The following is a 23,840-nucleotide window of genomic DNA, read 5'->3' on the forward strand; positions in this document are numbered from 1 at the left end:
CGTTCATCCTGAGCCAGGATCAAACTCTCCAAAAAGAAAAAATGCATACCCACACGGGAAAACGCGTGAGCAGCGAGTTTGAAACTGACCAATGTGATGTCATCTGACATCAAATGATCCAAAAAGGAATTGCTCTAGTCCAAAGACTAGGGACAATCAAATAATTGGCATTTGACAAGTGCACGCTGTTGAGTTCTCAAGGATCAGACGCACCCGGCCCCGACTCTTCCAAGCCGGCCCTCCGGGGCAACTGCTCTATCTTATCCCACCCGATCAGCAAGTCAAATCCGACACGCCGTGACTTTCGAAGAACTTCACGAAACAGTCGCACCTGAACTCAATCACCGACCGAGAGGCACAAGAGACAACCTTACGAGCCATTCCTGAGCGAAACCTGAACGCCGTGAAACCGACAATCCGAGGAAACCCTCACGAACAACCGAACCAGTCATCCTGTTGTCGCCTGTCTGGGATGGGGGAGCCTTCCGGCTCAACCTCACCGCTTGGCGGCGACAAGGGAATACATTACGCGGGGTGGGGCCCGACGCCAACCCGAGTTCAGCTCGGGCGTGTCGCGGCCCCGGGCCTCACGCGACGAACAGCCCCGCGAGCGCCTTCTTCCCGCGCCTGAGCACCGACGCTCCCCCGGGCAGTCCGCCCGAGACCACCGCGTCGTCGGCCGTGACCTTCTCGCCGTCGAGCGAGACGCCGCCCTGCGCGATCGCGCGGCGCGCCTCGGACGTCGACGTGACGAGACCCGTCGAGACGAGGGCGTTGATCACGGTCGTGCCGGCTGCGACCTCGGCGTTCGGGAGTTCGCGCAGCGCCGAGGCGAGCGTCGCGGCGTCGAGCGACGCGAGGTCGCCCTTGCCGAAGAGCGCATCCGAGGCGGCGATCGCCTGCTCGGTGGCGCCGGCCCCGTGCACCGTCGTCGTCACCTCGATGGCGAGACGCTTCTGCGCCGCGCGCCGGAACGGCTCGTCGGCGACGAGGCGCTCGTACTCCTCGATCTCGTGGCGGGTGAGGAAGGTGAAGGTCTTGAGCAGCGTGACGACGATCGCGTCATCGACGTTGAGCCAGAACTGGTACATCGCGTACGGGCTGCACATCTCGGGGTCCAGCCAGATGGCGTTGCCCTCGCTCTTGCCGAACTTCTTGCCGTTCTCATCGGTGATGAGGGGCGTTCCGAAGGCGTGCACAGAGGCTCCCTCGACGCGGCGCACCAGATCGGTGCCGCTCGTGAGGTTGCCCCACTGGTCGCTGCCACCCGTCTCGAGCGTGCAGCCGTACCGGCGGAAGAGCTGGAGGTAGTCCATGCCCTGGAGGATCTGGTAGCTGAACTCGGTGTAGCTGATGCCCACCTCGGAGTTCAGCCGCGTGGCGACGGTGTCCTTCTTGATCATCGTGCCGACGCGGAAGTGCTTGCCCATGTCGCGCAGGAACTCGATCGCGCTCATGGACGCGGTCCAGTCGAGGTTGTTCACGACCGTCGCCGCGTTCTCCCCGTCGAAGGAGAGGAAGCGCTCGACCTGCGCCCGGAGCTTCGTCACCCAGTCGGCGACCGTCGCCTCGTCGTTGAGCACGCGCTCCGCGGTCTGCTTCGGGTCGCCGATGAGCCCCGTCGCCCCGCCCACGAGAGCGAGCGGCCGGTGGCCCGCGAGCTGCAGCCGGCGCATCGTCAGGAGCTGCACGAGGTTGCCCAGGTGGAGGCTCGGCGCCGTGGGGTCGAAGCCGCAGTAGTAGGTGATCGGTTCGCCGCCGAGGGCCGCGCGCAGCTCGCCCTCATCGGTCGACACGTGCACGAGCCCGCGCCAGACGAGCTCGTCCCACACGTTGTCGAAGGCCGGATCGATCCGCTGCGAGGCCACCGTGATGCTCATGGGATCCGATCCTACTTTCGGGCGAGCGCGCGGAACGCGGCCTGCGAGCGCTCGACGAGCTCGGCGCGCTGCTCGGCGACGCGCTCGGGCGCGGTGCCGCCCGTGCCGCGGCGGGAGGCGACGGATCCCTCGATCGTGAGGACCTCGCGGACGCCCGGCGTGAGGTGCTCCGAGACCTGCGCGAGGAGCGCGTCGTCGGCGCCCTCGAGCCCGATGCCCCGCTGCTCGCACGCGCGCACGAGCGATCCGGAGATCTCGTGCGCATCGCGGAAGGGCACGCCCTGCTTCACGAGCCACTCGGCGACGTCGGTCGCGAGCGAGAAGCCCTCGGGCGCGAGCTCCGCCATGCGCTCGGTGTGGAAGGTCAGCGTCGCGACCATGCCGGTGAAGGCCGGGAGGAGGACCTCGAGCGTCTCGACGGAGTCGAAGACCGGCTCCTTGTCCTCCTGCAGGTCGCGGTTGTACGCGAGAGGGAGAGCCTTGAGCGTCGCGAGCAGCCCCGAGAGGTTGCCGATGAGGCGGCCCGACTTGCCGCGCGCGAGCTCGGCGATGTCGGGGTTCTTCTTCTGCGGCATGATGCTCGAGCCCGTCGAGTAGCCGTCGTCGAGCGTGACGAAGCCGAACTCGCGGGTGTTCCAGGCGATGATCTCCTCGGCGAAGCGGGAGACGTCGATCCCGATCTGGGCCGCGACGAACGCGAACTCGGCGACGACGTCGCGCGCCGAGGTGCCGTCGAGCGAGTTCTCGGCCGGGCGGTCGAGGCCGAGCTCGCGCGCGACGAGCGCGGGATCGAGCCCAAGGGTCGAGCCGGCGAGCGCTCCCCCGCCGTACGGCGACACGCCGGCGCGCTCGCGCCAGTCGCGGAGCCGCTCGAGGTCGCGAACGAGGGGCCAGGCGTGCGCCTGCAGATGGTGCGCGAGGAGGACGGGCTGCGCGTGCTGAAGGTGCGTGCGGCCGGGGAGGATCGCGCCCGGGTGCGCCTCCGCCTGGGCGACGAGCGCGTCGACGAGCTGGAGCACGTCGTGCGCGATGACCTCGGCGTGGTCGATGAGGTACATGCGCACGAAGGTCGCGATCTGGTCGTTGCGGCTGCGGCCCGCGCGCAGGCGACCTCCGACCTCGGCGCCGATCTCGGCGATCAGGGCCTGTTCGAGCGCGCCGTGGACGTCCTCGTCCTCGGGCCGGGGCTGGAGCTCGCCTGATGCCACCTTCTCGGCGAGGCGGTCGAGGCCCGCGTGCATCGTCGCCGCGTCCTCGGCGGAGAGGTATCCCGCCGATTCGAGGGCCGTGGCGTGCGCGTGCGAGCCGCGGATGTCGTAGAGCGCGAGCTTCCAGTCGAAGTGCGTCGAACGGCTCAGCCGTTCGAGAGCGGGGCTGGGGCCCGTCGCGAATCGCGCGCCCCAGAGGGCGCCGTCGTTCGTGCCGTGTGCGGGGGTCTCGGGCTCGGGAGTGCTGCTCACCCGCACAAGCCTACTGTCGCGGCCGCGGTGCCACCGCGGGAGCCGAGAGCGTGCGGGCGATCGCGCCGACCATGCGCTCGAGCGGCCCGCGCCCGAGCAGCAGGGTCCACGCCGTGCACCCGACCAGCACCGCGATCGACATCGGCCAGAACGGCTCGAGCTCGCGGAACCCCGCGAGCGGCGTCACCGACGCGTCACGCGCAGACGCGACGGCGAACCAGACGTCCCACGCGACGAGCTGCGCGACGTAGGCCGTGAGCGGCATCGAGCCGACGGCGCGGATCGGCCACACGAGCCACGTCGCGGGCGTGCGGCAGAGGAGGACGCACGCGCCGATGATCGCGATCGCGAGCCCGCCGGATCCGAAGGCCTCGCCCATGCCGCTCGAGTGCGGCAGCGTCGAGAGGATCTCCGACTCGGGGTCGCCGAGCGCGAAGCCGAGGATCGAGACGCCCGCGCCGACGAGCAGCGCGACGAGCGCCATGCGCACGCCGAGGCCTGCGCGGCCGATCGCCATGCCCGCCGCGAGGAACGCGATCCAGAGCACGAACGGATAGTGCCAGCCGGTCAGCATCGAGATCGTCGCGCCCTCGGGGTTCGGCGCCGAACCCGATCCGATCGCCGCGACGACGAACGGCCCCACGACCGCGGATGCGACCGCGACGCCCACGAGGGGCAGGGCGCGCAGGCGGATGACGGCGAGCGACGCGACGAACAGGATCCCGTACGCCGGGAGGATCACGTACACCGGCGCGGGCGTGAGCGCGAGGACGACGCCGATGGCCCAGATGCACGCTGCGCGCACGAGGATCTCGCGGCACGTGAGCCCGAGCCGCGCGCCGCGATGGGGCTCGGCGCCGCCCGACACGAGCGCGAGGGACAGCCCCGCGAGCGTCGCGAAGAGGATCGACGAGTTCCCGTCGACGGCCGCGACCCACGTCGACGGGTCGCCCCACACGAACCCGTCGCCCGTGTCGAGGAGGTGGGCGGCGAACATGCCGAAGACCGCGAGCCCGCGCGCCAGATCGACGCCGGGCTCGCGGCCGGGTGCGTCGATGACCGCTCGACGCAGGGTGCTCACGATCAGGCTGCCTGCCGCTGCTGGCGCAGGAGCCAGACGAGGAGGGCCTTCTGCGCGTGCAGTCGGTTCTCGGCCTCGTCCCAGATCACGCTCTGCTCACCGTCGATGACCTCGGCGTCGACCTCGTAGCCGCGATCGGCGGGGAGGCAGTGCATGAAGATCGCGTCGTCGGCGGCGAGCGCCATGAGCTCGGAGGTGACCTTGTAGTCGCCGAGGTCGCGGAGCCGCGCGAGCTTCTCCTCCTCCTTGCCCATCGACACCCAGGTGTCGGTGATCATGACGTCGGCGCCCGCCGCCGCCTCGTTCACGTCGGTGAAGAGGGTCACGGAACCGCCCGTCTGCTGGGCGATCCGATCGGCGTCGGCCACGACGTCGGCGCGGGGGGCGTAGTCCTCGGGGCTCGCGACGCGCACGTGCATTCCCGCCATGACGCCGGCCAGGACGTACGAGTGGCCCATGTTGCTCGTGCCGTCGCCGTAGAACGTCAGCGTGAGCCCCTGCGTCGTGCCCTTGTGCTCGCGGATCGTCAGCAGGTCGGCGAGCAGCTGGCACGGGTGGAAGTCGTCGCTCAGCGCGTTGACGACGGGGACCGTCGTGCCCGCCGCCATCTCCTCGAGCCCGCTCTGCGCGTACGTGCGCCACACGATCGCCGCGACCTGGCGCTCGAGCACCCGCGCCGTGTCGGCCGGGGTCTCCTTGCCGCCGAGCTGGCTGCTCGCGGTCGTGATGATGAGGGGCGACCCGCCGAGGTCGGCGATGCCGACGGCGAACGACACCCGGGTGCGCGTCGACGACTTGTCGAAGATCACCGCGACGGTCTCGGGGCCGCTGAGCGGCTTCTCGGACCAGCGGTCGGCCTTCAGCTCGGCCGCGAGGTCGAGGATCTCGGACTGCTCCGCCGGGGTGATGCTGTCGTCGCGCAGGAAGTGCCTGGTGGTCATGCGGGGATCTCGTTCTTCTCGTTCTCGGCGACGGCCGCGAGGGCCTCGCCGAACAGCTTCAGGAACTCGGCGACCTCGGGGTCGCCGATCGTGTAGGCAGGCGCGACGCGGATGACGTCGGCCGTCGGAGCGTTGACGATGAGGCCGCGCGACAGCGCCTCCGCGGCGACCTGCGACGCGACGGGGGCCGCGAGCGTGATCCCGACGAGGAGACCCGCGCCCCGCGTGCCCGTGACGAGCGGCATGTTCGCGACGCCGTCGCGCAGCTGCGCGCCGCGCGCCGTCACGTTGTCGAGGAGGTGCGCCTCTTCGATGTGGCCGAGGACGGCGTTTCCCACCGCGCTCGCGAGGGGGTTGCCGCCGAACGTCGAGTTGTGCGTGCCCGGGTAGAAGAGCTCGCTCGCCGCGCCGAACGTGATGAGGCCGCCGAGGGGGAAGCCGCCGGCCACGCCCTTCGCGAAGGTCACGGCGTCGGGCACGACGCCCTCGCGCTGGAAGGCGAACCACTCCCCCGTGCGGCCCGAGCCGGTCTGCACCTCGTCGAGGATCAGGAGGGATCCGTGATGCGACGTGAGCTCGCGCGCCCGGGCGAGGAAGCCGTCCGGCAGCTCGACGACGCCGGCCTCGCCCTGGATCGGCTCGATAAAGATCGCCGCGACGTCGCCCTCGGCGAACGCGGCCTCGAGTCCGTCGATCGTGCGCGGGACCGTGGCGATCCCGGGCAGGAGCGGGCCGAAGGGATCCTGGTACGCGGCCTTGGGCGTGAGCGAGAGCGCACCCATCGAGCGGCCGTGGAAGGCGCCCTCGAGGCAGAGGATCCGCGTCGCGCCCGTCTTGCCGCCGTGGAGGCGCGCGAGCTTGAGCGCCGTCTCGTTCGCCTCGGTGCCCGAGTTCGCGAGGAAGACGCGGCCCTCGTCGCCCGTGCCGGCGAGGCGCTTGAGGCGCGCCGCGAGCTCGAGCTGCTGCGGAGAGGCGAAGTAGTTCGACACGTGCGAGAGCACGCCGGCCTGCCGCGTGACGGCGTCGACGAACGCGGGGTGCGCGTGGCCCAGCGAGTTCACCGCGATGCCGCCGAGGAAGTCGAGATAGCGCGTGCCCTCGTCATCCCACACGTGCGATCCCTCGCCGCGCACGAGATCGGCGAGGCGCCCGCCGAGGCTCATCAGGTCGCGGCCTGCCGCGCCCTTCCAATCGTTCGTCATGCCACGACCTCCGTTCCGATTCCGTTGCTCGTGAAGAGCTCGACGAGCACCGAGTGCGGCACACGGCCGTCGATGATCGACGCCTTCTGCACGCCGCCGTCGACCGCGTCGAGGCACGCCTGCATCTTGGGGATCATGCCCGACTCGAGGCGGGGCATGATGTCGCGCAGCTCGGCCGCCGTCAGGTGCGAGACGAGCGAGTCGCGGTTGGGCCAGTCGGCGTAGAGGCCCGGCACATCGGTGAGGATGACGAGCTTCTTCGCCCCGAGGGCGCGTGCGAGCGCCGAGGCCGCGGCGTCGGCGTTGATGTTGAGCGTCTGGCCCGGGCGGTCGAGGTCGGGGGCGACACCCGCGACCACGGGGATCCGGTCGGCCCTCAGGTGATCGAGGACGGGAGTCGGGTCGACGCGCTCGACGTCGCCCACCCTGCCGAGGCTCTCCTCGACGCCGTCGATCAGGACGCCGCGGCGGCGCCCGCCGAACAGGGCGGCGTCCTCGCCCGAGATCCCGACGGCGAAGGGGCCGTGCGAGTTGATCTTCGAGACGAGCTGCGGGTTGATCTGTCCCGTGAGGACCATGCGGACGACGCTGATCGCCTCCGTCGAGGTGACGCGGTAGCCGCCCTTGAACTCGCTCGGGATCGCGAGGCGATCGAGCATGTTCGAGATCTGCGGGCCGCCTCCGTGCACGACGACGGGCTTGATGCCGACGTAGCGGAGGTAGGCGATGTCCTCGGCGAAGGCGTCCTGGAGCTCCTCCGAGATCATCGCGTTGCCGCCGTACTTCACGACGACGATCTGATCGCGGTACTGCTTGAGCCACGGGAGCGACTCGATTAGCGTCGAGGCCTTGAACTCGGCCTCTTCGGCGCTCGTCTGCTGGAGATCGATCGGGCTCATGAGCTGTACGCGCTGTTCTCGTGCACGTAGGCGTGGGTCAGGTCGTTCGTCATGACGGTCGCCTCGGCGTCGCCCGCGAACAGGTCGATCAGGACGTGCGTCGCGCGCGGCGTCAGGTCGACGTCGTCGCGCGGAGCGTCGGGTCCGCCCTCGCTGCACACCCGCACGCCGTTCATCCACACGTCGACGCCGTACGGGTCGAAGCGCGCGCTCGTCGTGCCGATCGCCGCGAGCACGCGACCCCAGTTGGGGTCGTTGCCGAAGATCGCGGTCTTGAAGAGGTTGTTGCGCGCGACGGAGCGGGCGACCTCGACGGCCTCGTCCTCGCTCGCCGCGTGGCGCACCTCGATGCGGATGTCGTGGCTCGCACCCTCGGCGTCGTTCATGAGCTGCTCGGCCAGGTCGAGGCAGAGCGCCGTCAGCGCGGCCCCGAACGCATCGAGGTCGGGCGCGACTCCCGACGCGCCCGACGCGAGCAGCGTCACGTGGTCGTTCGTCGACATCGCGCCGTCGGAGTCGAGGCGGTCGAAGCTCATCCGCGTCGCGCCGCGGAGCGCGGCGTCGGCCTGCTCGGGGGTCAGCTCGGCGTCGGTCGTGATGACGACGAGCATCGTCGCGAGACCGGGGGCGAGCATGCCCGCGCCCTTCGCCATGCCGCCGATCGTCCAGCCGTCGCCCTGTCGCACCGCGACCTTGTGGACGGTGTCGGTCGTCATGATCGCCTGCGCGGCGCTCTCGCCGCCGTCGTCCGACAGCGCGCCGATCGCGGCCTCGGTGCCCGCGAGGACCTTCGCGCGGAAGACCTCGTCGCCCGTCCCGATGAGGCCCGTCGACGCGACGAGCACGTCGCCCGCCGAGACGCCGAGGAGCTCCCCCGCCTTCTCGGCCGTCTGGTGCGAGGTCTGGAACCCGAAGGATCCCGTGAAGCAGTTGGCACCGCCCGAGTTGAGGACGATCGCCTCGACCCGCCCGTCGCCGATGACCTGCTGCGACCAGAGGATCGGGTTGGCCTTCGCACGGTTCGACGTGAAGACCGCGGCGCCCGTCTTGAGCGGGCCGCGGTTCACGACGACCGCCACATCGTTCCTGCCAGTGCTCTTGAGACCGGCGGCGACTCCCGCCGCCTCGAATCCCCGGGGTGCGGTCACGCTCACGGCGCCACTCCGTTCACGGTGAGGGCCGTGGTCTCGGCGAGACCCAGCGCGATGTTCATGGATTGGATGGCCGCACCCGCTGTGCCCTTGGCCAGGTTGTCGACCGCCGTCACGACGACGACGCGGTTCGCGGCCCGATCGATCGCGAGGCCCATGAGGGCCGTGTTCGCGCCGATGACGTCGGCCGTGCGCGGGACCTCGCCCGCGGGAAGGAGCTGGACGAAGGTCTCGTCGCCGTACGCGGTCTCCCACGCGGCTCGGATCTCGGCATCGGTCGCGTCGCCCGCGATCGGCGCCGTCGAGGTCGCGAGGATCCCGCGGGCCATCGGGACGATGACGGGGGTGAAGCTGATGCGCGGATCCGCGGCCCCCGCGCCCCGGAGCGCCTGCTGGATCTCGGGGATGTGCCGGTGCGTGCCGCCGACGGCGTACGGGTTCGCCGAGCCGAGGATCTCGGACCCGAGAAGGTGCGGCTTGAGGCTCTTGCCCGCGCCCGACGGGCCGACGGCGAGCACGCTCACGACGTCGCTCGGGTCGATGACGCCCGCGGCCACGCCGGGAGCGAGGCTCAGCGAGACCGTCGACGCGTTGCAGCCGGGGGCCGCGATCCGCGTCGCGCCCACGAGGTTCGCGCGCTGCTTGCCGCCGGAGACGAGGAGCTCGGGGACTCCGTACGTCCACGGCTCGTGGAAGTCGCCCCCGTAGAACTGCGACCACGCCGCCTCGCTCGTGAGGCGGTGGTCGGCGCCCGCGTCGACGACGAGCGAGACGTCCTCGAGCGCGTCGGTGTACTGGCCCGACTGGCCGTGCGGGAGCGCGAGGAACACGATGTCGTGGCCCGACAGCAGCTCGGGCGTCGTCGGCTGCAGCTCGAGGTGGCGCAGCGAGCGCAGGTGCGGCTGGTGGCGCACGAGCGGATCGCCCGCATTCGCGTGCGCCGTGACCGTCGTGATCTCGACATCGGGGTGGTTCGCGAGGAGGCGGAGGATCTCGCCGCCCGCATAACCGGAGGCGCCGGAGACGGCGACCGAATACGTCATGACTTCTACCTTATTGACTCGTGAGCGGGCTTCCCTGACGGCGGGCCGCTCACGTGCCATCACGCACGCAGGCTGCAGCGACCCGCCGAGATTCGGCGAGCGCGTCGGCGCGACACGGCGGAGAGAGCCGTGGGGATCGCGCGCGAAGTCATGGGGCGAGCGTAGCAGAGGGGCGGGGATCCGAAGACCCCCGCCCCTCGAGCGGCTCCGCGATCAGTCGCGGATGTGCGCGCCGAAGCGCGCCTCGGCGACGGCGACGCCCGCCGTCTTGGCCTCGGTCGCCTCGGCGGCCGTCAGCGTGCGGTCGGGCGCGCGGAAGCGCAGAGCGAACGTCAGCGACTTCCTCCCGTCTCCGATGCCGGTTCCGCGGTAGTCGTCGACGAGCCGGACGTGCTCGAGCAGATCGCCCGCGCCCTCCTCGAGCGCCGCGCGCAGGTCGGCGGCGGGAAGCGCGGCGTCGACGACGAGCGAGACGTCCTGCGTCGCGGCGGGATACGTCGAGAGCGACGACGCCGTGACGCGCGTACCTGCGAGGGCGATGACGCGGTCGAGGTCGAGCTCGGCGACCGTCACGCGCCCGACGAGGTCGGCGTCCTTCGCGACGTCGGGGCGCAGCTCGCCGACGTAGCCCACGGTCTCGCCCGCGACGGAAAGCACGCCCGTGCGGCCCGGGTGCAGCGCGGCGCGCTCGCCCTGCGCGACGTCGATCGCGACGCCCGCACCCTCGGCGATCACGCGCACGGCGTCGAGCGCGACCCCGAGCCCGGCGGCCTCAGCCGCACGGCCCGGCTGCTTCTCGACGACGTCGCCCGCGAACAGCAGCGCGACGTGGCGCGGCTGCGGCGGGATCGACGCGTAGAGCGCCTCGAGCTGCTCGGGCGTCGGGTGGACGGCCCGCGGCAGGTTGAAGTCCGTGCCGTACGCGACGCCCGGCTCCGGGAGGAACACGTTCCCGATCTCGAAGAGCGAGAGGTTCGTCGCGCCGCGCGCGAGGTTGCGGTGCGCCGTGCGCACGAGGCCCGGGATCAGCGAGCGGCGCAGGAACGGCACCGTCTGGTCGAGGGCGTTCTGCAGGCGGATCGCGGGGACCTTCTCCCCCGACGCGGTCGCGTGGAGGGTGTTCTCCTCCTCGTTCACGAACGGGAACGCCTGCACCTCGACGAGGCCCGAGGCGGCGAGCGCGTCCGCGACCTGGCGGCGCGCATGCTGCTCGCGGGTGTAGCCGCGGGATCCGGCCGGCGGGGCCGGGAGGATCGACGGGACCTTCTCGAGGCCGTCGACGCGCGCGATCTCCTCCGTGAGCGACCACTTGTCCTCGATATCGGGGCGCCACGAGGGCGCCTCGACGTCGAAGCCGTCGGCGGTGGGTGTCACGGCGCAGCCGATCAGCTCGAGGATCTCGCGCACGCGCTCGGGGGCGTAGTCGACGCCCACGAGGCCCGCGGCGAAGCCCGCGGGGAGCGCGATCATCTCGGGCTCGTAGACGGCCCCGAGCTCGGCGCCCCGCTCCCCCGCCGTGCCGCCCGCGAGCGACACCATGAGGTCGACGACGCGCTGCGCCGCCTGGCGGGCGATGAGCGGATCCACGCCGCGCTCGAAGCGCTTGGACGCCTCGCTCGGCAGCCGGTGGCGGCGGGCCGTGCGCGCGATCGACACCTGCTCGAAGCAGGCCGCCTCGACGACGACGTTCGTCGTCTCGGGCCCGAGCTCGGTCGTCGCGCCGCCCATGACGCCGGCCAGTCCGATGGGGCCCGAGCCGTCGGTGATGAGCAGGTCCTCCGGGGAGAGCGCGCGCTCGACGCCGTCGAGCGTCGTGAGCTTCTCGCCCGCAGCCGCGCGGCGCACAGCGATGCCTCCCGTGAGCCTGTCGGCGTCGTACCCGTGGATCGGGTTTCCGAGCTCGAGCATGACGTAGTTCGTGATGTCGACGAGCAGGCCCAGCGAGCGCATGCCCGCGAGCTGCAGGCGCGAGCGCATCCACGTCGGCGTGGGCGCCGAGGGATCCACGCCGTTCACGGTGCGGACGACGAACTGCTTCACGCCCTGCCTGCCGCGGATCGGTGCGTCGTCGGCCACCGTGAGCTCGAAGCCCGTGCCGGGCTCGGTCTCCGAGGCGGGACGGTCGGCGGGATCCGTGAAGGCGACGCCCGTCGCGAGAGCGTACTCGCGGGCGAGGCCGCGCATCGAGAGCGCGTAGCCGCGGTCGGGGGTGACGTTGACGTCGACCGCGACGTCATCGAGCCCCAGGAGGCCGATCGCGTCGGTGCCGACCTCGACGTCGCCGAGGCCCCACTCCACGAGGCGGATGATTCCGTCGGCGTCGTCGGTGAGCCCCAGCTCGCCCGCCGCCGCGATCATGCCGTCGGAGGTGTGGCCGTACGTCTTGCGCGCCGCGATCGGGAACGGGCCGGGCAGCACGGCGCCCGGCAGCGTCACGACGACCTTGTCGCCGGGGACGAAGTTCTGCGCGCCGCAGATGATCCCGCGCACGCCGCCGTTCGCCTCGCCGACGTCGACCTGGCACCAGCGGATGTTCTTGCCGTTCTTCTGCGGCTCGACCTCGAAGGAGAGGACCTGGCCGACGACGACGGGGCCCGTCACGTCGAACGCGAATACCTCCTCCTCCTCGAAGCCGACCGACACGAGCGACGCGAACACGTCGTCGGGCGTCGCACCCTCCGGAAGCGCCGCGTACTCACGCAGCCACGAAAGCGGGACGCGCATCAGACCACCATCCCGAACTGCTCGCTGAAGCGCACATCGCCCTCTGCCATGTCGCGCATGTCCTGTACGTCGGAGCGGAACATGAGCGCCCGCTCGATGCCGAGGCCGAAGGCGAAGCCCGAGTACACCTCGGGGTCGATGCCCGCGGCGCGCAGCACGTTGGGGTTCACCATGCCGCAGCCGCCCCACTCGATCCACCGCGCACCGCCCGTGAACGTCGGGTGCCACAGGTCGAACTCGGCCGACGGCTCGGTGAACGGGAAGTGGTTGGTGCGCAGGCGCGTCTTCGCCTCGGCGCCGAAGAGCTGGCGCGCGAGGTGATCGAGCGTGCCCTTGAGGTGCGCCATCGTGATGCCCTTGTCGATCACGAGCCCCTCGGCCTGCGTGAAGACCGGAAGGTGCGTCGCGTCGAACTCGTCGGTGCGGGCGACGCGGCCGGGCGAGAGCATGTAGATCGGTCGCTCGTCGAGCGTGCCTCGCCGCTCGAGCATCGTGCGCATCTGCACGGGACTCGTCTGCGTGCGCAGCACGAGGTGCCGCTCGATCGGATCCACGAAGAACGTGTCCTGCATCTGGCGCGCGGGGTGGTCCTCGTCGAGGTTGAGCGAGTCGAAGTTGAACCACTCGTGCTCGAGCTCGGGCCCCTCCTCGATCTCCCACCCGAGGCCGACGAAGATGTCGGTGATGGTCTCCTGCATGAGCCCCATCGGGTGACGGGCGCCCTGGCGGGTGCGGCTCGCGACGGCGGTGATGTCGACGCGCTCTGCCTCGAGCTGCGCGGCGACCTCGGCCTCCTGCAGCTCGGCCTCGCGCGCCGCGAACGCCTGGTTCACGCGCCCGCGCGCCTGGCCGATGAGCTTGCCGAACTCGGCCTTGCGCTCCTTCGCCACGCTGCGCATCTGCGCGTTGAACGTCGCGAGCGGGCTGCCCTCGCCCTGATGGGCGGAGCGGGCCTGCTTCAGCGCCGCGGTATCGGAGGCCGCGGCGACCGCGGCGAGCGCGTCGGCGACCGCGGCATCCACCGCCTCGGGTGAGATCTCGGGTACGTCAGACACGAGTCCCGAGTCTACTTGCGGTCGGACCCGTCCACGTCGACCTGCTGCGCGAGGATCTGCGTATCGGTCCCCTCCTCGTGCACGCGGCCCGGCGCCATCGCCGCGTTCGCGGTCTGGACCTTGGGCGAGCGCTTGAGGCCGCGCTCGACGCGGTACGCGACGTAGGACAGCGCCATGCAGATCAGGATGTAGATCGCGCCCGTCACGAGGGTGAACGGGATGATCGGGGCCTCGTAGAGGATGTTGCGGCCCAGCTGGCGGGCGATGTAGAGCAGCTCGGGGTAGGTGATGATGAAGCCGAGCGCCGTGTCCTTCAGCGTCACGACGAGCTGCGCGATGATCACGGGCATCATGGCGCGGATCGCCTGCGGCAGCAGGACGAGGCGCATGACGCCGCTCTTGCGCAGGCCGACCGCGTAGCCGGCCTCGCTCTGGCCGCGGGGCAGCGACGCGACGCCCGCGCGGATCGCCTCGGCGATGACCGAGCCGTTGTAGATGACGAGCCCGATGACGACGGCCCAGTACGGCGAGACCCGCATGCCGAGGACGGGCAGCCCGTAGTAGAGCAGCATCATCGCCACGAGGACCGGGATCGCGCGGAGGATCTCGGTGATCCACGCGACCGGCAGGCGCACCCAGGCGTGGTCGGACAGGCGCCCGATCGCGAGGGCGAATCCGAGGACGAGCGATCCGACGGCCGCGAGCGCGAACGCACGGAGCGTCGCGAGGAGGCCCTCGCCGATCTGCGCCCAGACGGCGGTGTAGCTGAGCAGCTCCCACTTGCGGGCCGTGAACTGACCCGCCTCGGCGAAGCGCCAGATCACGAACGCGAGGAGCGCGACGATGACGACGACCGTCACGATGCCGAGCACGCGGTTGCGCGCGACGGCGCGGGGCCCGGGTACGTCGTAGAGAACGGAGCTCATCGGATCTCCTCCGAGTGGTGACGGGCGATCATCGCGCGATCCGCAGACGGCGCTCGAGGTAGTTCTGCAGCCACGAGAGCAGCAGAACGAGCGCGACGAAGAGGGCGGCGACCCAGAGCAGCACGCCGAGGGCGTTCTCACCGCGCTCGGACATGTACGCGCGGAGCGAGCCGAGATTGACGACGGAGAAGCCGGCGGCGACCGTCGTGTTCTTGAGCAGGGCGATGAGCACGCTCATGAGGGGAGGCACCATCGAGCGCCCCGCCTGCGGCAGGACCACCTGCGTCATGACCTGGCCGAAGGTGAGGCCCAGCGCGCGAGCCGCCTCGGCCTGCCCCACCGGGACCACGTTGATGCCGGACCGGATGACCTCGGCGATGTACGTGGCCGTGTAGAGGCCGAGCGCCCAGATCGCGAGGACGAGGAAGTCCGGGTCTCCGGGCAGCAGGAGCGGGAGCCCGAAGGCGAAGAAGAAGAAGATCAGCGTCAGCGGGGTGTTGCGCACGATGTTGACGTACGCCCAGCCGACGCCGCGGGCGATCGGCACGGGAGAGACGCGCATGGCGCCCACCACGAACCCGACGACGAGCGCGATGGCGCCGCCGGCCAGGAACAGCAGGATGGTTCCCCACAGCGCCTCGCCCCACAGGTCGAGGTTGTCGGTGATGATCCCCACGTGGCGATCCTTCCGCGTCAGATGGAGGCTCGGGGCGGCGTTCCCGCCGCCCCGAGCGATGGTGCGTCTTACTCGATGGGCTCGGTCTGCGGCTGCGTCGCGTCGACGCCCGCGGCGCCGAGGTCGTAGTCGAAGATCGCCTGCCAGGTGTCGCCGCCGTCGTCGAGGACGCTGTTCAGGTAGTCCTGGAGCGCCTGGTCGTCGTTCGGCAGGCCGATGCCGTAGCGCTCCTCAGTGAAGGGCTCGCCGACGACCTTGAGCTCGTCGGGCTGCGCGGCCGCGTAGCCGATGAGGATCGCCTCGTCGGTCGTCACGGCGTCGACCGAACCCTGGGTCAGGGCCTGCACGCACTCGGAGTAGGAGCCGAACTCCACGGTCTTCGCGTCGTAGTTGTCGCGGATGTTCTGGATCGGGGTCGAGCCCGTCGCCGAGCAGACCGTGACGTCGCTCGTCAGGTCGGCGTCGGACGTGATCGTGTCGTTGTCGGCCGCGACCAGCAGGCCCTGGCCCGTGATGAAGTACGGTCCCGCGAAGTTGATCTGCTTGGCGCGGTCCTCGGTCATCGAGTAGGTGCCGACGTAGAGGTCGATGTCGCCGTTGACGAGCGCCTGCTCGCGGTTGGCCGACTCGATCTCCTCGTAGGTGATCTGGTCGTCCGAGAAGCCGAGCGACGCGGCCATCCAGCGGGCGATGTCGATGTCGAAGCCCGTGCGGTCGCCCGACACGGGGTCGACGTACCCGAGGCCCGGCTGGTCGCTCTTGACGCCGATGTTGATCGATCCCCGCGCCGTCGCGGCCTCGAAGGTGGGGCTGTCGGCGAGGTCGGGCGATCCGAGGTCGAACGTGGGGGCCTCTGCCGTGGCGTCGCCCTCCGAGCCGCTCGACGAACCGGTGTCGGTCGGCGATCCGCTGTTGCAGGCGGTCAGGGCGAAGAGCGCGGTTGCCGCGATTCCCGCCGCGGCGATCGTGCGGAGCTTTCGCATGGGGTTCCTCCTGGTGTTGTCGATGGCGCCGGTGTGCTGTTGGGTTCGGCGCCGGTGAGGGAGCGTTGTGTCAGGCCGTGATGAGCTTCGAGAGGAAGTCCTTGGCGCGATCCGACTTCGGGTTCGAGAAGAACTCGGCGGGCGCGGCCTGTTCGACGATCTCGCCGTCCGCCATAAAGACGACCCTGTCGGCGGCCTTGCGGGCGAAGCCCATCTCGTGGGTCACGACGATCATCGTCATGCCCTCCTTCGCGAGGCCGACCATGACGTCGAGGACCTCGTTGATCATCTCGGGGTCGAGCGCGCTCGTCGGCTCGTCGAAGAGCATGACCTTGGGGTGCATCGCGAGCGAGCGGGCGATCGCGACGCGCTGCTGCTGACCGCCCGAAAGCTGGGCCGGGAGCTTGTCGGCCTGGTGTCCGACGCCGACGCGGTCGAGGAGCTCGCGCGCCTCCTTCTCGGCGTCGGCCTTCTTGCGGCCGAGGACCTTGATGGGGCCGAGAGTGACGTTGTCGAGGATCGTCAGGTGGCTGAAGAGGTTGAACGACTGGAAGACCATGCCGACCTCGGCCCGGAGCTGCGCGAGCGCCTTCCCCTCCTTGGGAAGCTCCTTGCCGTCGATCGTGATCGACCCGCTCGTGATCGTCTCGAGGCGGTTGATCGTGCGACACAGCGTCGACTTGCCGGAGCCCGACGGGCCGATGACGACGACGACCTCGCCGCGGTCGACGGTGAGGTCGATGCTCTTGAGTGCGTGGAAGTCGCCGTAGTGCTTCTGGACGTCCGAGATGACGACGAGGGGCTCAGCCATGGAGCCACCGTACGCGTCTCGTTCAGCTTTCGGCCAGCTCCCCCGCCGGTGTTACACGCTTGTCATACAGCCGCCGGTCAGACGGCGCGCTGCGCGAAGGCCGACTCGTAGAGGCACACGCTGGCGGCCGTCGCGAGGTTGAGCGACTCGGCCTGACCGTAGATCGGGAGCCGCAGCGCGCGGTCGCAGAGCGCGAGCGCCTCGTCGGTGAGGCCGCGCGCCTCGTTGCCGAACACCCATGCCGTCGGCTCCGTCAGGAGGGCCCGCTCCGCGAGCAGGTCGTCGCCCTTGACGTCGGCCGCGACGACCCGCATGCCGGCCCCGCGGGCGCGGCCCACGACGTCGGCGAGGTCGGCGTCGAGCGCGAACGGGACGTGGAAGAGCGAGCCCGTCGTGGAGCGGACCACCTTCGGGTTGAAGGCGTCGACGGTGCGCCCCGTCAGGATCACGGCGTCCGCCCCCACGGCGTCGGCCGCCCGGAGGATCGTGCCGAGGTTGCCGGGGTCGCGGACCTCCTCGCAGATCACGACGAGGCGCGGCTCGGCGCCGTCGGCGAAGATCTCCTTGAGCGCCGTGGGGTTCTGGCGCGCGACCGCGACGAAGCCCTGCGGGGTGACGGTGTCGCTCATCGCGTCGATGACGGCCTCGTCGGCGTACTCCCACTCGAGATCCGGGTTCTCGGCCTGCGCGTCGTCGATCAGCGCGCGGATGTCGCCATGCTTCTCGAGGCCCGTGGGCGTCACGTAGAGCTGCTCGACGAGGTCCGGGCGGAAGGTCAGCGCCTCGCGCACCGCCTGCGGCCCCTCGAGGAGGAACCGCCCGGTGTCGCGGCGCTCCGAGCGCTGCGACAGCTTGCGGATCGTGCGGACTCGGGCGGCGCGGGGGTTCTCAAGCACGTGACGAGTCTACGGATCCGAACATGCGAGAAGAGGGGCACCCCGTGGGGTGCCCCTCTTCTGAGACAGCTGCTTACGCGGCCTTCGGCGCGTTGACGTCGCCGGGCAGAGCGCCCTTCGCGACCTCGACGAGCGTCTGGAACGTCGCGGGCTCGTTGACCGCGAGCTCGGCGAGCATGCGGCGGTCGACGCCCACGCCGGCCAGGTTCAGGCCCTGGATGAAGCGGTTGTAGGTGAGACCGTTCGCGCGGGCGCCGGCGTTGATGCGCTGGATCCACAGACGACGGAAGTCGCCCTTGCGCTTGCGGCGGTCGCGGTAGGCGTAGACGAGCGAGTGGGTGACCTGCTCCTTGGCCTTGCGGTACAGACGCGAACGCTGTCCGCGGTAGCCCGACGCGCGCTCGAGGATGACCCGGCGCTTCTTCTGTGCGTTTACTGCGCGCTTGACACGTGCCATGAGTTTTCTTCCTTACGAACTATCGCGCTGTTCAGCGACCGAGGAGCTTCTTGACGGTCTTGACGTCGTTGCCCGAGATGACCTGATCCTGGTTCAGGCGACGGGTGCGACGGCTCGACTTGTGCTCGAGGTTGTGGCGCATGCCGGCCTGCTGCTTCTTCAGCTTGCCGCTGCCGGTGATCTTGAAGCGCTTCTTGGCACCCGAGTGGGTCTTCTGCTTCGGCATATTCCGTGACTTTCCGTGTGGTGTTCGCCCTGCGGGCGACATGTGGTTCTGCCCACCCTGCGGGCGGGAAGCTGTGGGAGATCCGAGTTACTCGGATTCCTCTGCGGCGGGGGCGTCCTGGCCGTCGCGCTGGGCGTTCCTGGCCTCGCGCGCCGCCTGCTTGTTCGCCGCACGCTGGGCGTTCTGCTCGGCCTTCACGTCGGACTTGTTCTTGACGGGCGCGATGATCATGACCATGTTGCGTCCGTCGACCTTGGGCCGCGACTCGACCGTGCCGTACTCGGAGATCTCCTCGGCGAACTTCATGAGCAGCCGGACGCCCATCTCGGGGCGCTGCTGCTCGCGGCCGCGGAACAGGATCATGGCTTTGACCTTGTCGCCGGCCTGGAGGAAGCCCTCCGCACGCTTGCGCTTGGTGTCGTAGTCGTGGTCTTCGATCTTCAGGCGGAAGCGGACTTCCTTGAGGACCGTGTTCGCCTGGTTCCGACGAGCCTGCTTGTCCTTCTGCGCAGTCTCGTACTTGAACTTGCCGTAGTCCATGATCTTGGCCACGGGCGGACGCGAATCGGGGGCCACCTCGACGAGGTCGAGGTCGGCCTCCTGTGCGAGGCGGAGCGCCACCTCGCTGCGGACGACGCCGATCTGTTCGCCACCCGGGCCGATGAGACGGACCTCGGGAACGCGAATGCGCTCGTTGATGCGGGGATCGCTGATGCGGAACTCCTTGAGTGTGTGGTGTCGAGCCACCGCGGTGCGAGGGTCGCGTCGCGGGCGGGAGAGAGATCAGCATCCGCCCATGGACGCGCGACGAATCGCTCGCACACAGTCACACCCGGTGGGCGCCCCTGCGAGGAGTGCCCCAGCCCGCCTCGCGGCGGACGGAGTGTCGGCAGAACCCGGTAGCCTGGAACGGCAAGCGCGGGTGGGATGGAGATCCTCTTTCGTCCGAATTCACATTCGGAGCCCGGAGCAGTCTAGCAGAGAGAACCACATGAGCACCAGCCCGGCCGGCAGCGCCGCCCACGCCCACTCGTTCGACGCCTCCCGTGTGGCCGAATGGGACGAGAAGGAGGCCGCGGCGGAGGCCGCGGGAGCGGCGCGCGACATCGCCGACGTCCCCGCCGTCGAGGTCGTCTCGACCGCCTGCATCCACCTCATGAGCGCCGCCGCCGTGAAGCTCGGCCTCGGCGAGGAACCGGGGGCCGAGCGCCTCGTCGACCTGGACGAGGCGCGCAAGCTCATCAACGCCCTCGCGGGCCTCGTGACGGCCGCGGCCCCGGAGATCAGCGACTCGCACGCGCGACCGATCCGCGACGGCCTGCGCTCGCTGCAGCTGCGCTTCCGCGAGATCTCGACGATCCCCGACGCCCCGGGCAAGGGCCCGGGCGAGAAGCACACGGGCTCGGTGATCTGACCCGCGTCAGTCGGGCGAGGCCGCCAGGCGCACCTGCATCGAGTCGACGAGGACCGCGATGCGGTCGTCGGCGGCCCATCGGCGCGCGAGTCGCTGCGTGATCGCGTCGAGCTCGTCGCGGTCGAGCCCCCGCATGAGCGCGAGCACGACCGTGACCTCGGGGCCGCGCAGACGCCCCGTCGGATCGCCCGCCTCGACCCGCAGATCGTGGACCGCGAGCTCGGAGCCGATCGACTCGTGGAACGCGCGCGCCACCTCGGGGCTGCGCCACGGCGCCGTCCACGGCTGATCCTGCGCGATCGCCCACACAGCGGGGCGGCGGACGACGAACTCGGTGTCGCTCGTCGGATCGAGCACGACGAGGTCGGTGTCCTCCCCCGCCGCCGCGAGCGCCGCGCGCGGACCCGCGACGGGGATCGGGCGCGCCGACGGGTTCCAGGCCCGCATCGTGTCGACGCTCGTGAACGCCGGGAGGACCCTGCGCCCGTCGGGCGACGCGACCGTGACGATCGACAGCTCCTGGGTCTTGTCGACATGGAGCCCCGTGGGCCCGACCCCGTCCTCGCCCTTCTCCGCGACGAGCGGGACGAGGACCCGCGCCTGGCGCAGGCCGTCGATCACGGCCTCCTCGGTTCCCTCCCCCGCACGGAACGCCTCGAGGGCCGCGAGGAGCACCGGGTCGGCGGTTCCGTCGTCGCCCGCCGCGGGATTCGGCCGGAAGGTGCGGCCCTCCCACGCCTGGCCGGCGGAGTCGGCCGTGTTCGCCAGGTGCGCGAGGTGGTCGGGCAGCGCCCGATCGCCGTCGTCAGACGGTCGCGACATCCAGGGCCTCGGCGAGCGTGAACGCCCCCGTGTAGAGCGCCTTGCCGACGATCGCACCCTCGACGCCGAGCGGCACGAGCTCGCGGAGCGCGGCGATGTCGTCGAGGTTCGAGACGCCGCCCGACGCCACGATGGGCCTGTCGGTGTGCTCGGTCATCTCGCGGAGCAGGTCGAGGTTCGGCCCGCGCAGCGTACCGTCCTTCGTGACGTCGGTGACGACGTAGCGCGCGCAGCCCGCCTTCTCGAGGCGCTCGAGGACCTCCCAGAGGTCGCCGCCGTCCTCGGTCCAGCCGCGCGCCGCGAGAGTCGTGCCGCGCACGTCGAGGCCCACCGCGATCGACTCGCCGTAGCGCGCGATGACGGCCTCGGTCCAGTCGGGGTTCTCGAGGGCCGCGGTGCCGAGGTTGACGCGCTCGCAGCCGGAGGCGAGCGCCGCCTCGAGCGAGGCGTCGTCGCGGATGCCGCCCGAGAGCTCGACCTTGACGCCTTTCATGTGCTTGATGACCTTGCGCAGGATCGCGACGTTGCTGCCGCGCCCGAAGGCCGCGTCGAGATCGACGAGGTGGAGCCACTCGGCGCCCGAGTCGCGCCACTGCTCGGCGGCCTCGATCGGGTCGCCGAAGCTCTGCTCGGATCCAGCCGCGCCCTGGGTCAGGCGAACGGCCTTGCCCCCGGCGACATCGACTGCGGGAAGAAGCACAAGTCCGGGTGTGGACGCGAAATCGTTCATCTCTCCTCGCGGCGCACGGGACCTTCCCGCATCACGCACAAGGGTCAACGATAGGCCCCGCGCCCAGATGGATCCAATCCTGCGACTCGGTGTTTCTCAAGCGGGCAGGGTGCCGATCCAGTTGCGGAGCAGCGCGATGCCCGCGGGGCCGGACTTCTCGGGGTGGAACTGGGTCGCCGACAGCGGACCGTTCTCCACCGCCGCGATGAACCGCGACCCGTGCTGAGCCCAGGTGACCGCCGGCGGCGCGATCCGCGGATGCGGGTCGATGTGCCACGCCTGCGCGGCGTACGAGTGCACGAAGTAGAAGCGCTCATCCTCGAGCCCCGCGAAGAGCCGCGACCCCTCCGCGGCCTCGACGGTGCTCCACCCCATGTGCGGGACGACCGGCGCGTCGAGCTTCGTGACCTCGCCCGGCCACTCGCCGAGGCCCTCGGCCTCGGCGCCGCGCTCGATCCCGCGCTCGTACATCACCTGCATGCCGACGCAGATCCCGAGCACGGGGAGCCCGCCCGCGAGGCGGCGCCCCACGAGCTCGCCGCCGCGGATCGCGTTCAGCTGCTCCATGACGGCGCTGAACGCTCCGACGCCGGGGACGACGAGGCCGGCCGCGTCCATGACCAGTCCGCGGTCGCGGGTCAGCCGGACGTCGGCTCCGGCCTCGGCGAGCGCCTTGACGGCCGAGTGGACGTTGCCCGACCCGTAGTCGAGGACGGCGACGAGGGGGCCGTCGGCCATCAGAGGGACCCCTTCGTCGACGGGACGCCCTTCACGAGCGGGTCGAGCGCCTTCGCCTGACGGAACGCGCGCGCGAGCGCCTTGTACTCGGCCTCGGCGATGTGGTGCGGGTCGCGGCCGCTCACGACGCGGACGTGCATCGTCAGCCCCGCGTGGAACGCGATCGCCTCGAGCGTGTGGCGCACCATCGAGCCGGTGAAGTGGCCGCCGATGAGGTGCATCTCGAAGCCGGCCGGCTCGCCCTCGTGCACGAGGAACGGGCGGCCCGAGATGTCGACGACCGCCTGCGCGAGCGCCTCGTCGAGGGGCACGAGGGCGTCGCCGTAGCGCGAGATGCCCGCCTTGTCGCCGAGCGCCTCGCGGATCGCCTCGCCCAGGACGATCGCGGTGTCCTCGACCGTGTGGTGGACGTCGATGTGGGTGTCGCCCGTGGCCTTCACCGTGAGGTCCGTCAGCGAGTGCTTCGCGAAGGCGGTCAGCATGTGGTCGAAGAACGGCACGGAGGTGTCGATCGAGCTCTGTCCCGTGCCGTCGAGGTCGAGCGACAGCTCGATCGTCGACTCGCTCGTCGACCGGGTGCGGGAGGCGGTGCGGGGGGTCGTCATGATCTGACCTCTCAGGAGCGTTCGGAGCGGATCGCCGCGAGGGCGTCGAGGAATGCGGTCGTCTCCTCGGCCGTGCCGGCCGAGACGCGCAGGTGGCCGGGGATCCCGATGTCGCGCACGAGGACGCCGCGGTCGTACAGGCGCTTCCACGTGTCGTGGGGGTCGTCGACGCCGCCGAACAGGACGAAGTTGCTGCCCGACGGGTACGGGTCGTATCCCAGGGCGTCGAGCGTGCCCGAGATGCGGTCGCGCTGCTCGACGATGTCGGAGACGGTGCGCAGCATCTCGGCGCTGTGGCGCAGCGCGGCGGTCGCGGCCGCCTGGGTGATCGCGCTGAGGTGGTACGGCAGGCGCACGAGCCGCAGGGCGTCGACGAACGCCGGGTCGGCGGCGAGGTACCCCACGCGGGCGCCCGCGAACGCGAACGCCTTGCTCATGGTGCGCGACACGACGAGCCGCTCGCGCCCCGGGAGCAGCGAGAGCGCCGATGGAGTGTCGGCCGGCGCGAACTCGTGATACGCCTCGTCGACGATCACGATGCCGTGGGACGCCTCGTAGACGGCTTCGACGACCTCGAGCGCAAGCGGCGTGCCCGTCGGGTTGTTGGGCGCGCAGAGGAAGACCACGTCGGGGTCGGCCTCGCGCACCTGGCGGGCCGCGTCGTCGGCCGTGATCTCGAAGCGCGATCCGCGCGTGGCCGCGATCCACTCGGATCCCACGCCGCGCGTGAGCAGCGAGTACATCGAGTAGGTCGGCGCGAAGCCCATCGCGGTGCGGCCGGGGCCGGCGAACGCCTGCAGGATGTGCTGGAGGACCTCGTTGGATCCGTTGGCCGCCCAGATCTGGTCGGCGTCGAGGCCGTGTCCCAGATAGTCGGCGAGCGCCTCGCGCAGCTCGCTGAACTCGCGGTCGGGGTACCGGTTCAGGCCCGTGACGGCCTTGGCGACGGAGTCGACGATGTCGGCCGCGACGTCGTCGGGCACCGGATGGGTGTTCTCGTTGACGTTGAGGGCGATGGGGAGCGGGGCCTGCGGGGCGCCATAAGGCTTCTGTCCGCGCAGGTCGTCGCGCAACGGGAGGTCGTCAAGAGAAACGGTCACCCTCCCCATGCTAGAGCCGA

General features: G+C 70.6%; 24 protein-coding genes. 1 reads left to right on the forward strand and 23 read right to left on the reverse strand.

All coding sequences use genetic code 11. The annotated features are described in order from the left end of the window. Positions 1–587 precede the first annotated feature (587 nt). The 18 genes from tyrS to infC form a co-directional block, all read right to left on the reverse strand. Positions 588–1,880 carry a tyrosine--tRNA ligase gene (gene tyrS / locus H576_RS0109080; protein WP_029150674.1) on the reverse strand — a complete coding sequence of 431 codons (1,293 nt, stop codon included), beginning with the start codon at positions 1,878–1,880 and terminating at the stop codon, positions 588–590. An 11-nt stretch (positions 1,881–1,891) separates the two neighbouring features. Continuing rightward, entirely contained in the window at positions 1,892–3,340 is a 1,449-nt protein-coding gene (gene argH / locus H576_RS0109085) for an argininosuccinate lyase (RefSeq protein WP_029150675.1), read from the reverse strand. A gap of 10 nt (positions 3,341–3,350) precedes the next feature. Then, positions 3,351–4,421, reverse strand: a complete 1,071-nt coding sequence (locus tag H576_RS0109090; RefSeq protein WP_051172531.1) for a heparan-alpha-glucosaminide N-acetyltransferase domain-containing protein — start codon at positions 4,419–4,421, stop codon at positions 3,351–3,353. Between the two features lie 2 nt (positions 4,422–4,423). Continuing rightward, positions 4,424–5,362, reverse strand: a complete 939-nt coding sequence (gene argF, locus H576_RS0109095; RefSeq protein ID WP_029150677.1) for an ornithine carbamoyltransferase — start codon at positions 5,360–5,362, stop codon at positions 4,424–4,426. Then, positions 5,359–6,564 carry an acetylornithine transaminase gene (locus H576_RS0109100; RefSeq protein ID WP_029150678.1) on the reverse strand — a complete coding sequence of 402 codons (1,206 nt, stop codon included), beginning with the start codon at positions 6,562–6,564 and terminating at the stop codon, positions 5,359–5,361. Before H576_RS0109100 ends, argF begins: the two co-directional genes overlap by 4 nt. Then, on the reverse strand, positions 6,561–7,463 hold the full coding sequence (gene argB / locus H576_RS0109105; protein ID WP_029150679.1) for an acetylglutamate kinase: 903 nt from the start codon (positions 7,461–7,463) through the stop codon (positions 6,561–6,563). Before argB ends, H576_RS0109100 begins: the two co-directional genes overlap by 4 nt. After that, positions 7,460–8,617, reverse strand: a complete 1,158-nt coding sequence (argJ, locus tag H576_RS0109110) for a bifunctional glutamate N-acetyltransferase/amino-acid acetyltransferase ArgJ (RefSeq protein WP_029150680.1) — start codon at positions 8,615–8,617, stop codon at positions 7,460–7,462. Before argJ ends, argB begins: the two co-directional genes overlap by 4 nt. Further along, positions 8,614–9,657, reverse strand: coding sequence for an N-acetyl-gamma-glutamyl-phosphate reductase (gene argC / locus H576_RS0109115; protein WP_029150681.1), 1,044 nt, complete (start codon positions 9,655–9,657; stop codon positions 8,614–8,616). The genes argJ and argC overlap by 4 nt, the downstream gene beginning before the upstream one ends. A gap of 213 nt (positions 9,658–9,870) precedes the next feature. Continuing rightward, positions 9,871–12,381: a phenylalanine--tRNA ligase subunit beta gene (gene pheT, locus H576_RS0109120; RefSeq protein WP_029150682.1), complete on the reverse strand. Its 2,511-nt coding sequence runs from the start codon at positions 12,379–12,381 to the stop codon at positions 9,871–9,873. After that, positions 12,381–13,436, reverse strand: coding sequence for a phenylalanine--tRNA ligase subunit alpha (gene pheS, locus H576_RS0109125; RefSeq protein ID WP_029150683.1), 1,056 nt, complete (start codon positions 13,434–13,436; stop codon positions 12,381–12,383). The genes pheT and pheS overlap by 1 nt, the downstream gene beginning before the upstream one ends. 11 nt (positions 13,437–13,447) lie before the next feature. Then, positions 13,448–14,362, reverse strand: a complete 915-nt coding sequence (locus tag H576_RS0109130; protein WP_029150684.1) for an amino acid ABC transporter permease — start codon at positions 14,360–14,362, stop codon at positions 13,448–13,450. Positions 14,363–14,390: 28 nt separating this feature from the next. Further along, on the reverse strand, positions 14,391–15,038 hold the full coding sequence (locus tag H576_RS0109135) for an amino acid ABC transporter permease (RefSeq protein WP_029150685.1): 648 nt from the start codon (positions 15,036–15,038) through the stop codon (positions 14,391–14,393). Between the two features lie 68 nt (positions 15,039–15,106). Further along, entirely contained in the window at positions 15,107–16,021 is a 915-nt protein-coding gene (locus tag H576_RS0109140) for a glutamate ABC transporter substrate-binding protein (protein WP_029150686.1), read from the reverse strand. Between the two features lie 70 nt (positions 16,022–16,091). After that, positions 16,092–16,832: an amino acid ABC transporter ATP-binding protein gene (locus tag H576_RS0109145; RefSeq protein ID WP_029150687.1), complete on the reverse strand. Its 741-nt coding sequence runs from the start codon at positions 16,830–16,832 to the stop codon at positions 16,092–16,094. A gap of 77 nt (positions 16,833–16,909) precedes the next feature. Next, on the reverse strand, positions 16,910–17,728 hold the full coding sequence (locus H576_RS0109150) for a TrmH family RNA methyltransferase (RefSeq protein ID WP_029150688.1): 819 nt from the start codon (positions 17,726–17,728) through the stop codon (positions 16,910–16,912). 73 nt (positions 17,729–17,801) lie between these two features. Next, positions 17,802–18,185, reverse strand: a complete 384-nt coding sequence (gene rplT, locus H576_RS0109155) for a 50S ribosomal protein L20 (protein WP_029150689.1) — start codon at positions 18,183–18,185, stop codon at positions 17,802–17,804. A 31-nt stretch (positions 18,186–18,216) separates the two neighbouring features. After that, a complete protein-coding gene (gene rpmI / locus H576_RS0109160) occupies positions 18,217–18,411 on the reverse strand; it encodes a 50S ribosomal protein L35 (RefSeq protein ID WP_029150690.1) in 195 nt (64 codons plus the stop codon). A gap of 87 nt (positions 18,412–18,498) precedes the next feature. After that, positions 18,499–19,158, reverse strand: coding sequence for a translation initiation factor IF-3 (gene infC, locus H576_RS0109165; protein ID WP_084502623.1), 660 nt, complete (start codon positions 19,156–19,158; stop codon positions 18,499–18,501). 244 nt (positions 19,159–19,402) lie between these two features. Between infC and H576_RS0109170 the strand changes: the two genes are divergently transcribed. After that, entirely contained in the window at positions 19,403–19,825 is a 423-nt protein-coding gene (locus tag H576_RS0109170) for a DUF1844 domain-containing protein (RefSeq protein WP_029150692.1), read from the forward strand. A 6-nt stretch (positions 19,826–19,831) separates the two neighbouring features. On the opposite strand, the gene H576_RS0109175 is transcribed toward H576_RS0109170, so the two are convergent. The 5 genes from H576_RS0109175 to H576_RS0109195 all read right to left on the reverse strand — a co-directional run bounded on the left by H576_RS0109175 (position 19,832) and on the right by H576_RS0109195 (position 23,829). After that, entirely contained in the window at positions 19,832–20,647 is an 816-nt protein-coding gene (locus H576_RS0109175; RefSeq protein ID WP_029150693.1) for an SseB family protein, read from the reverse strand. Further along, positions 20,631–21,377 carry a bifunctional 1-(5-phosphoribosyl)-5-((5-phosphoribosylamino)methylideneamino)imidazole-4-carboxamide isomerase/phosphoribosylanthranilate isomerase PriA gene (gene priA, locus H576_RS0109180; protein WP_029150694.1) on the reverse strand — a complete coding sequence of 249 codons (747 nt, stop codon included), beginning with the start codon at positions 21,375–21,377 and terminating at the stop codon, positions 20,631–20,633. The genes H576_RS0109175 and priA overlap by 17 nt, the downstream gene beginning before the upstream one ends. A 96-nt stretch (positions 21,378–21,473) precedes the next feature. Continuing rightward, on the reverse strand, positions 21,474–22,115 hold the full coding sequence (gene hisH / locus H576_RS0109185; RefSeq protein WP_029150695.1) for an imidazole glycerol phosphate synthase subunit HisH: 642 nt from the start codon (positions 22,113–22,115) through the stop codon (positions 21,474–21,476). Beyond that, on the reverse strand, positions 22,115–22,723 hold the full coding sequence (hisB, locus tag H576_RS0109190) for an imidazoleglycerol-phosphate dehydratase HisB (RefSeq protein WP_211215797.1): 609 nt from the start codon (positions 22,721–22,723) through the stop codon (positions 22,115–22,117). The genes hisH and hisB overlap by 1 nt, the downstream gene beginning before the upstream one ends. An 8-nt stretch (positions 22,724–22,731) precedes the next feature. Next, complete coding sequence (locus H576_RS0109195; protein ID WP_211215795.1) at positions 22,732–23,829, reverse strand: histidinol-phosphate transaminase; 1,098 nt, start codon at positions 23,827–23,829, stop codon at positions 22,732–22,734. Positions 23,830–23,840: the final 11 nt, after the last annotated feature.

The organism is Microbacterium indicum DSM 19969 (assembly GCF_000422385.1).
GTDB lineage: Bacteria > Actinomycetota > Actinomycetes > Actinomycetales > Microbacteriaceae > Microbacterium > Microbacterium indicum.

Bases quoted from the DNA above. Each gene is read 5' to 3' on its own strand.
- pheT (WP_029150682.1), bottom strand. From the start codon at position 12,381: ATGCGCGTCCCGCTTTCGTGGCTGCGTGAGTACGCGGCGCTTCCGGAG.
- argC (WP_029150681.1), bottom strand. From the start codon at position 9,657: ATGACGTATTCGGTCGCCGTCTCCGGCGCCTCCGGTTATGCGGGCGGC.
- H576_RS0109175 (WP_029150693.1), bottom strand. From the start codon at position 20,647: ATGTCGCGACCGTCTGACGACGGCGATCGGGCGCTGCCCGACCACCTC.
- H576_RS0109145 (WP_029150687.1), bottom strand. From the start codon at position 16,832: ATGGCTGAGCCCCTCGTCGTCATCTCGGACGTCCAGAAGCACTACGGC.
- H576_RS0109100 (WP_029150678.1), bottom strand. From the start codon at position 6,564: ATGACGAACGATTGGAAGGGCGCGGCAGGCCGCGACCTGATGAGCCTC.
- priA (WP_029150694.1), bottom strand. From the start codon at position 21,377: ATGAACGATTTCGCGTCCACACCCGGACTTGTGCTTCTTCCCGCAGTC.
- tyrS (WP_029150674.1), bottom strand. From the start codon at position 1,880: ATGAGCATCACGGTGGCCTCGCAGCGGATCGATCCGGCCTTCGACAAC.
- argF (WP_029150677.1), bottom strand. From the start codon at position 5,362: ATGACCACCAGGCACTTCCTGCGCGACGACAGCATCACCCCGGCGGAG.
- H576_RS0109130 (WP_029150684.1), bottom strand. From the start codon at position 14,362: ATGAGCTCCGTTCTCTACGACGTACCCGGGCCCCGCGCCGTCGCGCGC.
- H576_RS0109195 (WP_211215795.1), bottom strand. From the start codon at position 23,829: ATGGGGAGGGTGACCGTTTCTCTTGACGACCTCCCGTTGCGCGACGAC.
- argB (WP_029150679.1), bottom strand. From the start codon at position 7,463: ATGAGCCCGATCGATCTCCAGCAGACGAGCGCCGAAGAGGCCGAGTTC.
- hisH (WP_029150695.1), bottom strand. From the start codon at position 22,115: ATGGCCGACGGCCCCCTCGTCGCCGTCCTCGACTACGGGTCGGGCAAC.
- rplT (WP_029150689.1), bottom strand. From the start codon at position 18,185: ATGGCACGTGTCAAGCGCGCAGTAAACGCACAGAAGAAGCGCCGGGTC.
- rpmI (WP_029150690.1), bottom strand. From the start codon at position 18,411: ATGCCGAAGCAGAAGACCCACTCGGGTGCCAAGAAGCGCTTCAAGATC.
- H576_RS0109170 (WP_029150692.1), top strand. From the start codon at position 19,403: ATGAGCACCAGCCCGGCCGGCAGCGCCGCCCACGCCCACTCGTTCGAC.
- H576_RS0109140 (WP_029150686.1), bottom strand. From the start codon at position 16,021: ATGCGAAAGCTCCGCACGATCGCCGCGGCGGGAATCGCGGCAACCGCG.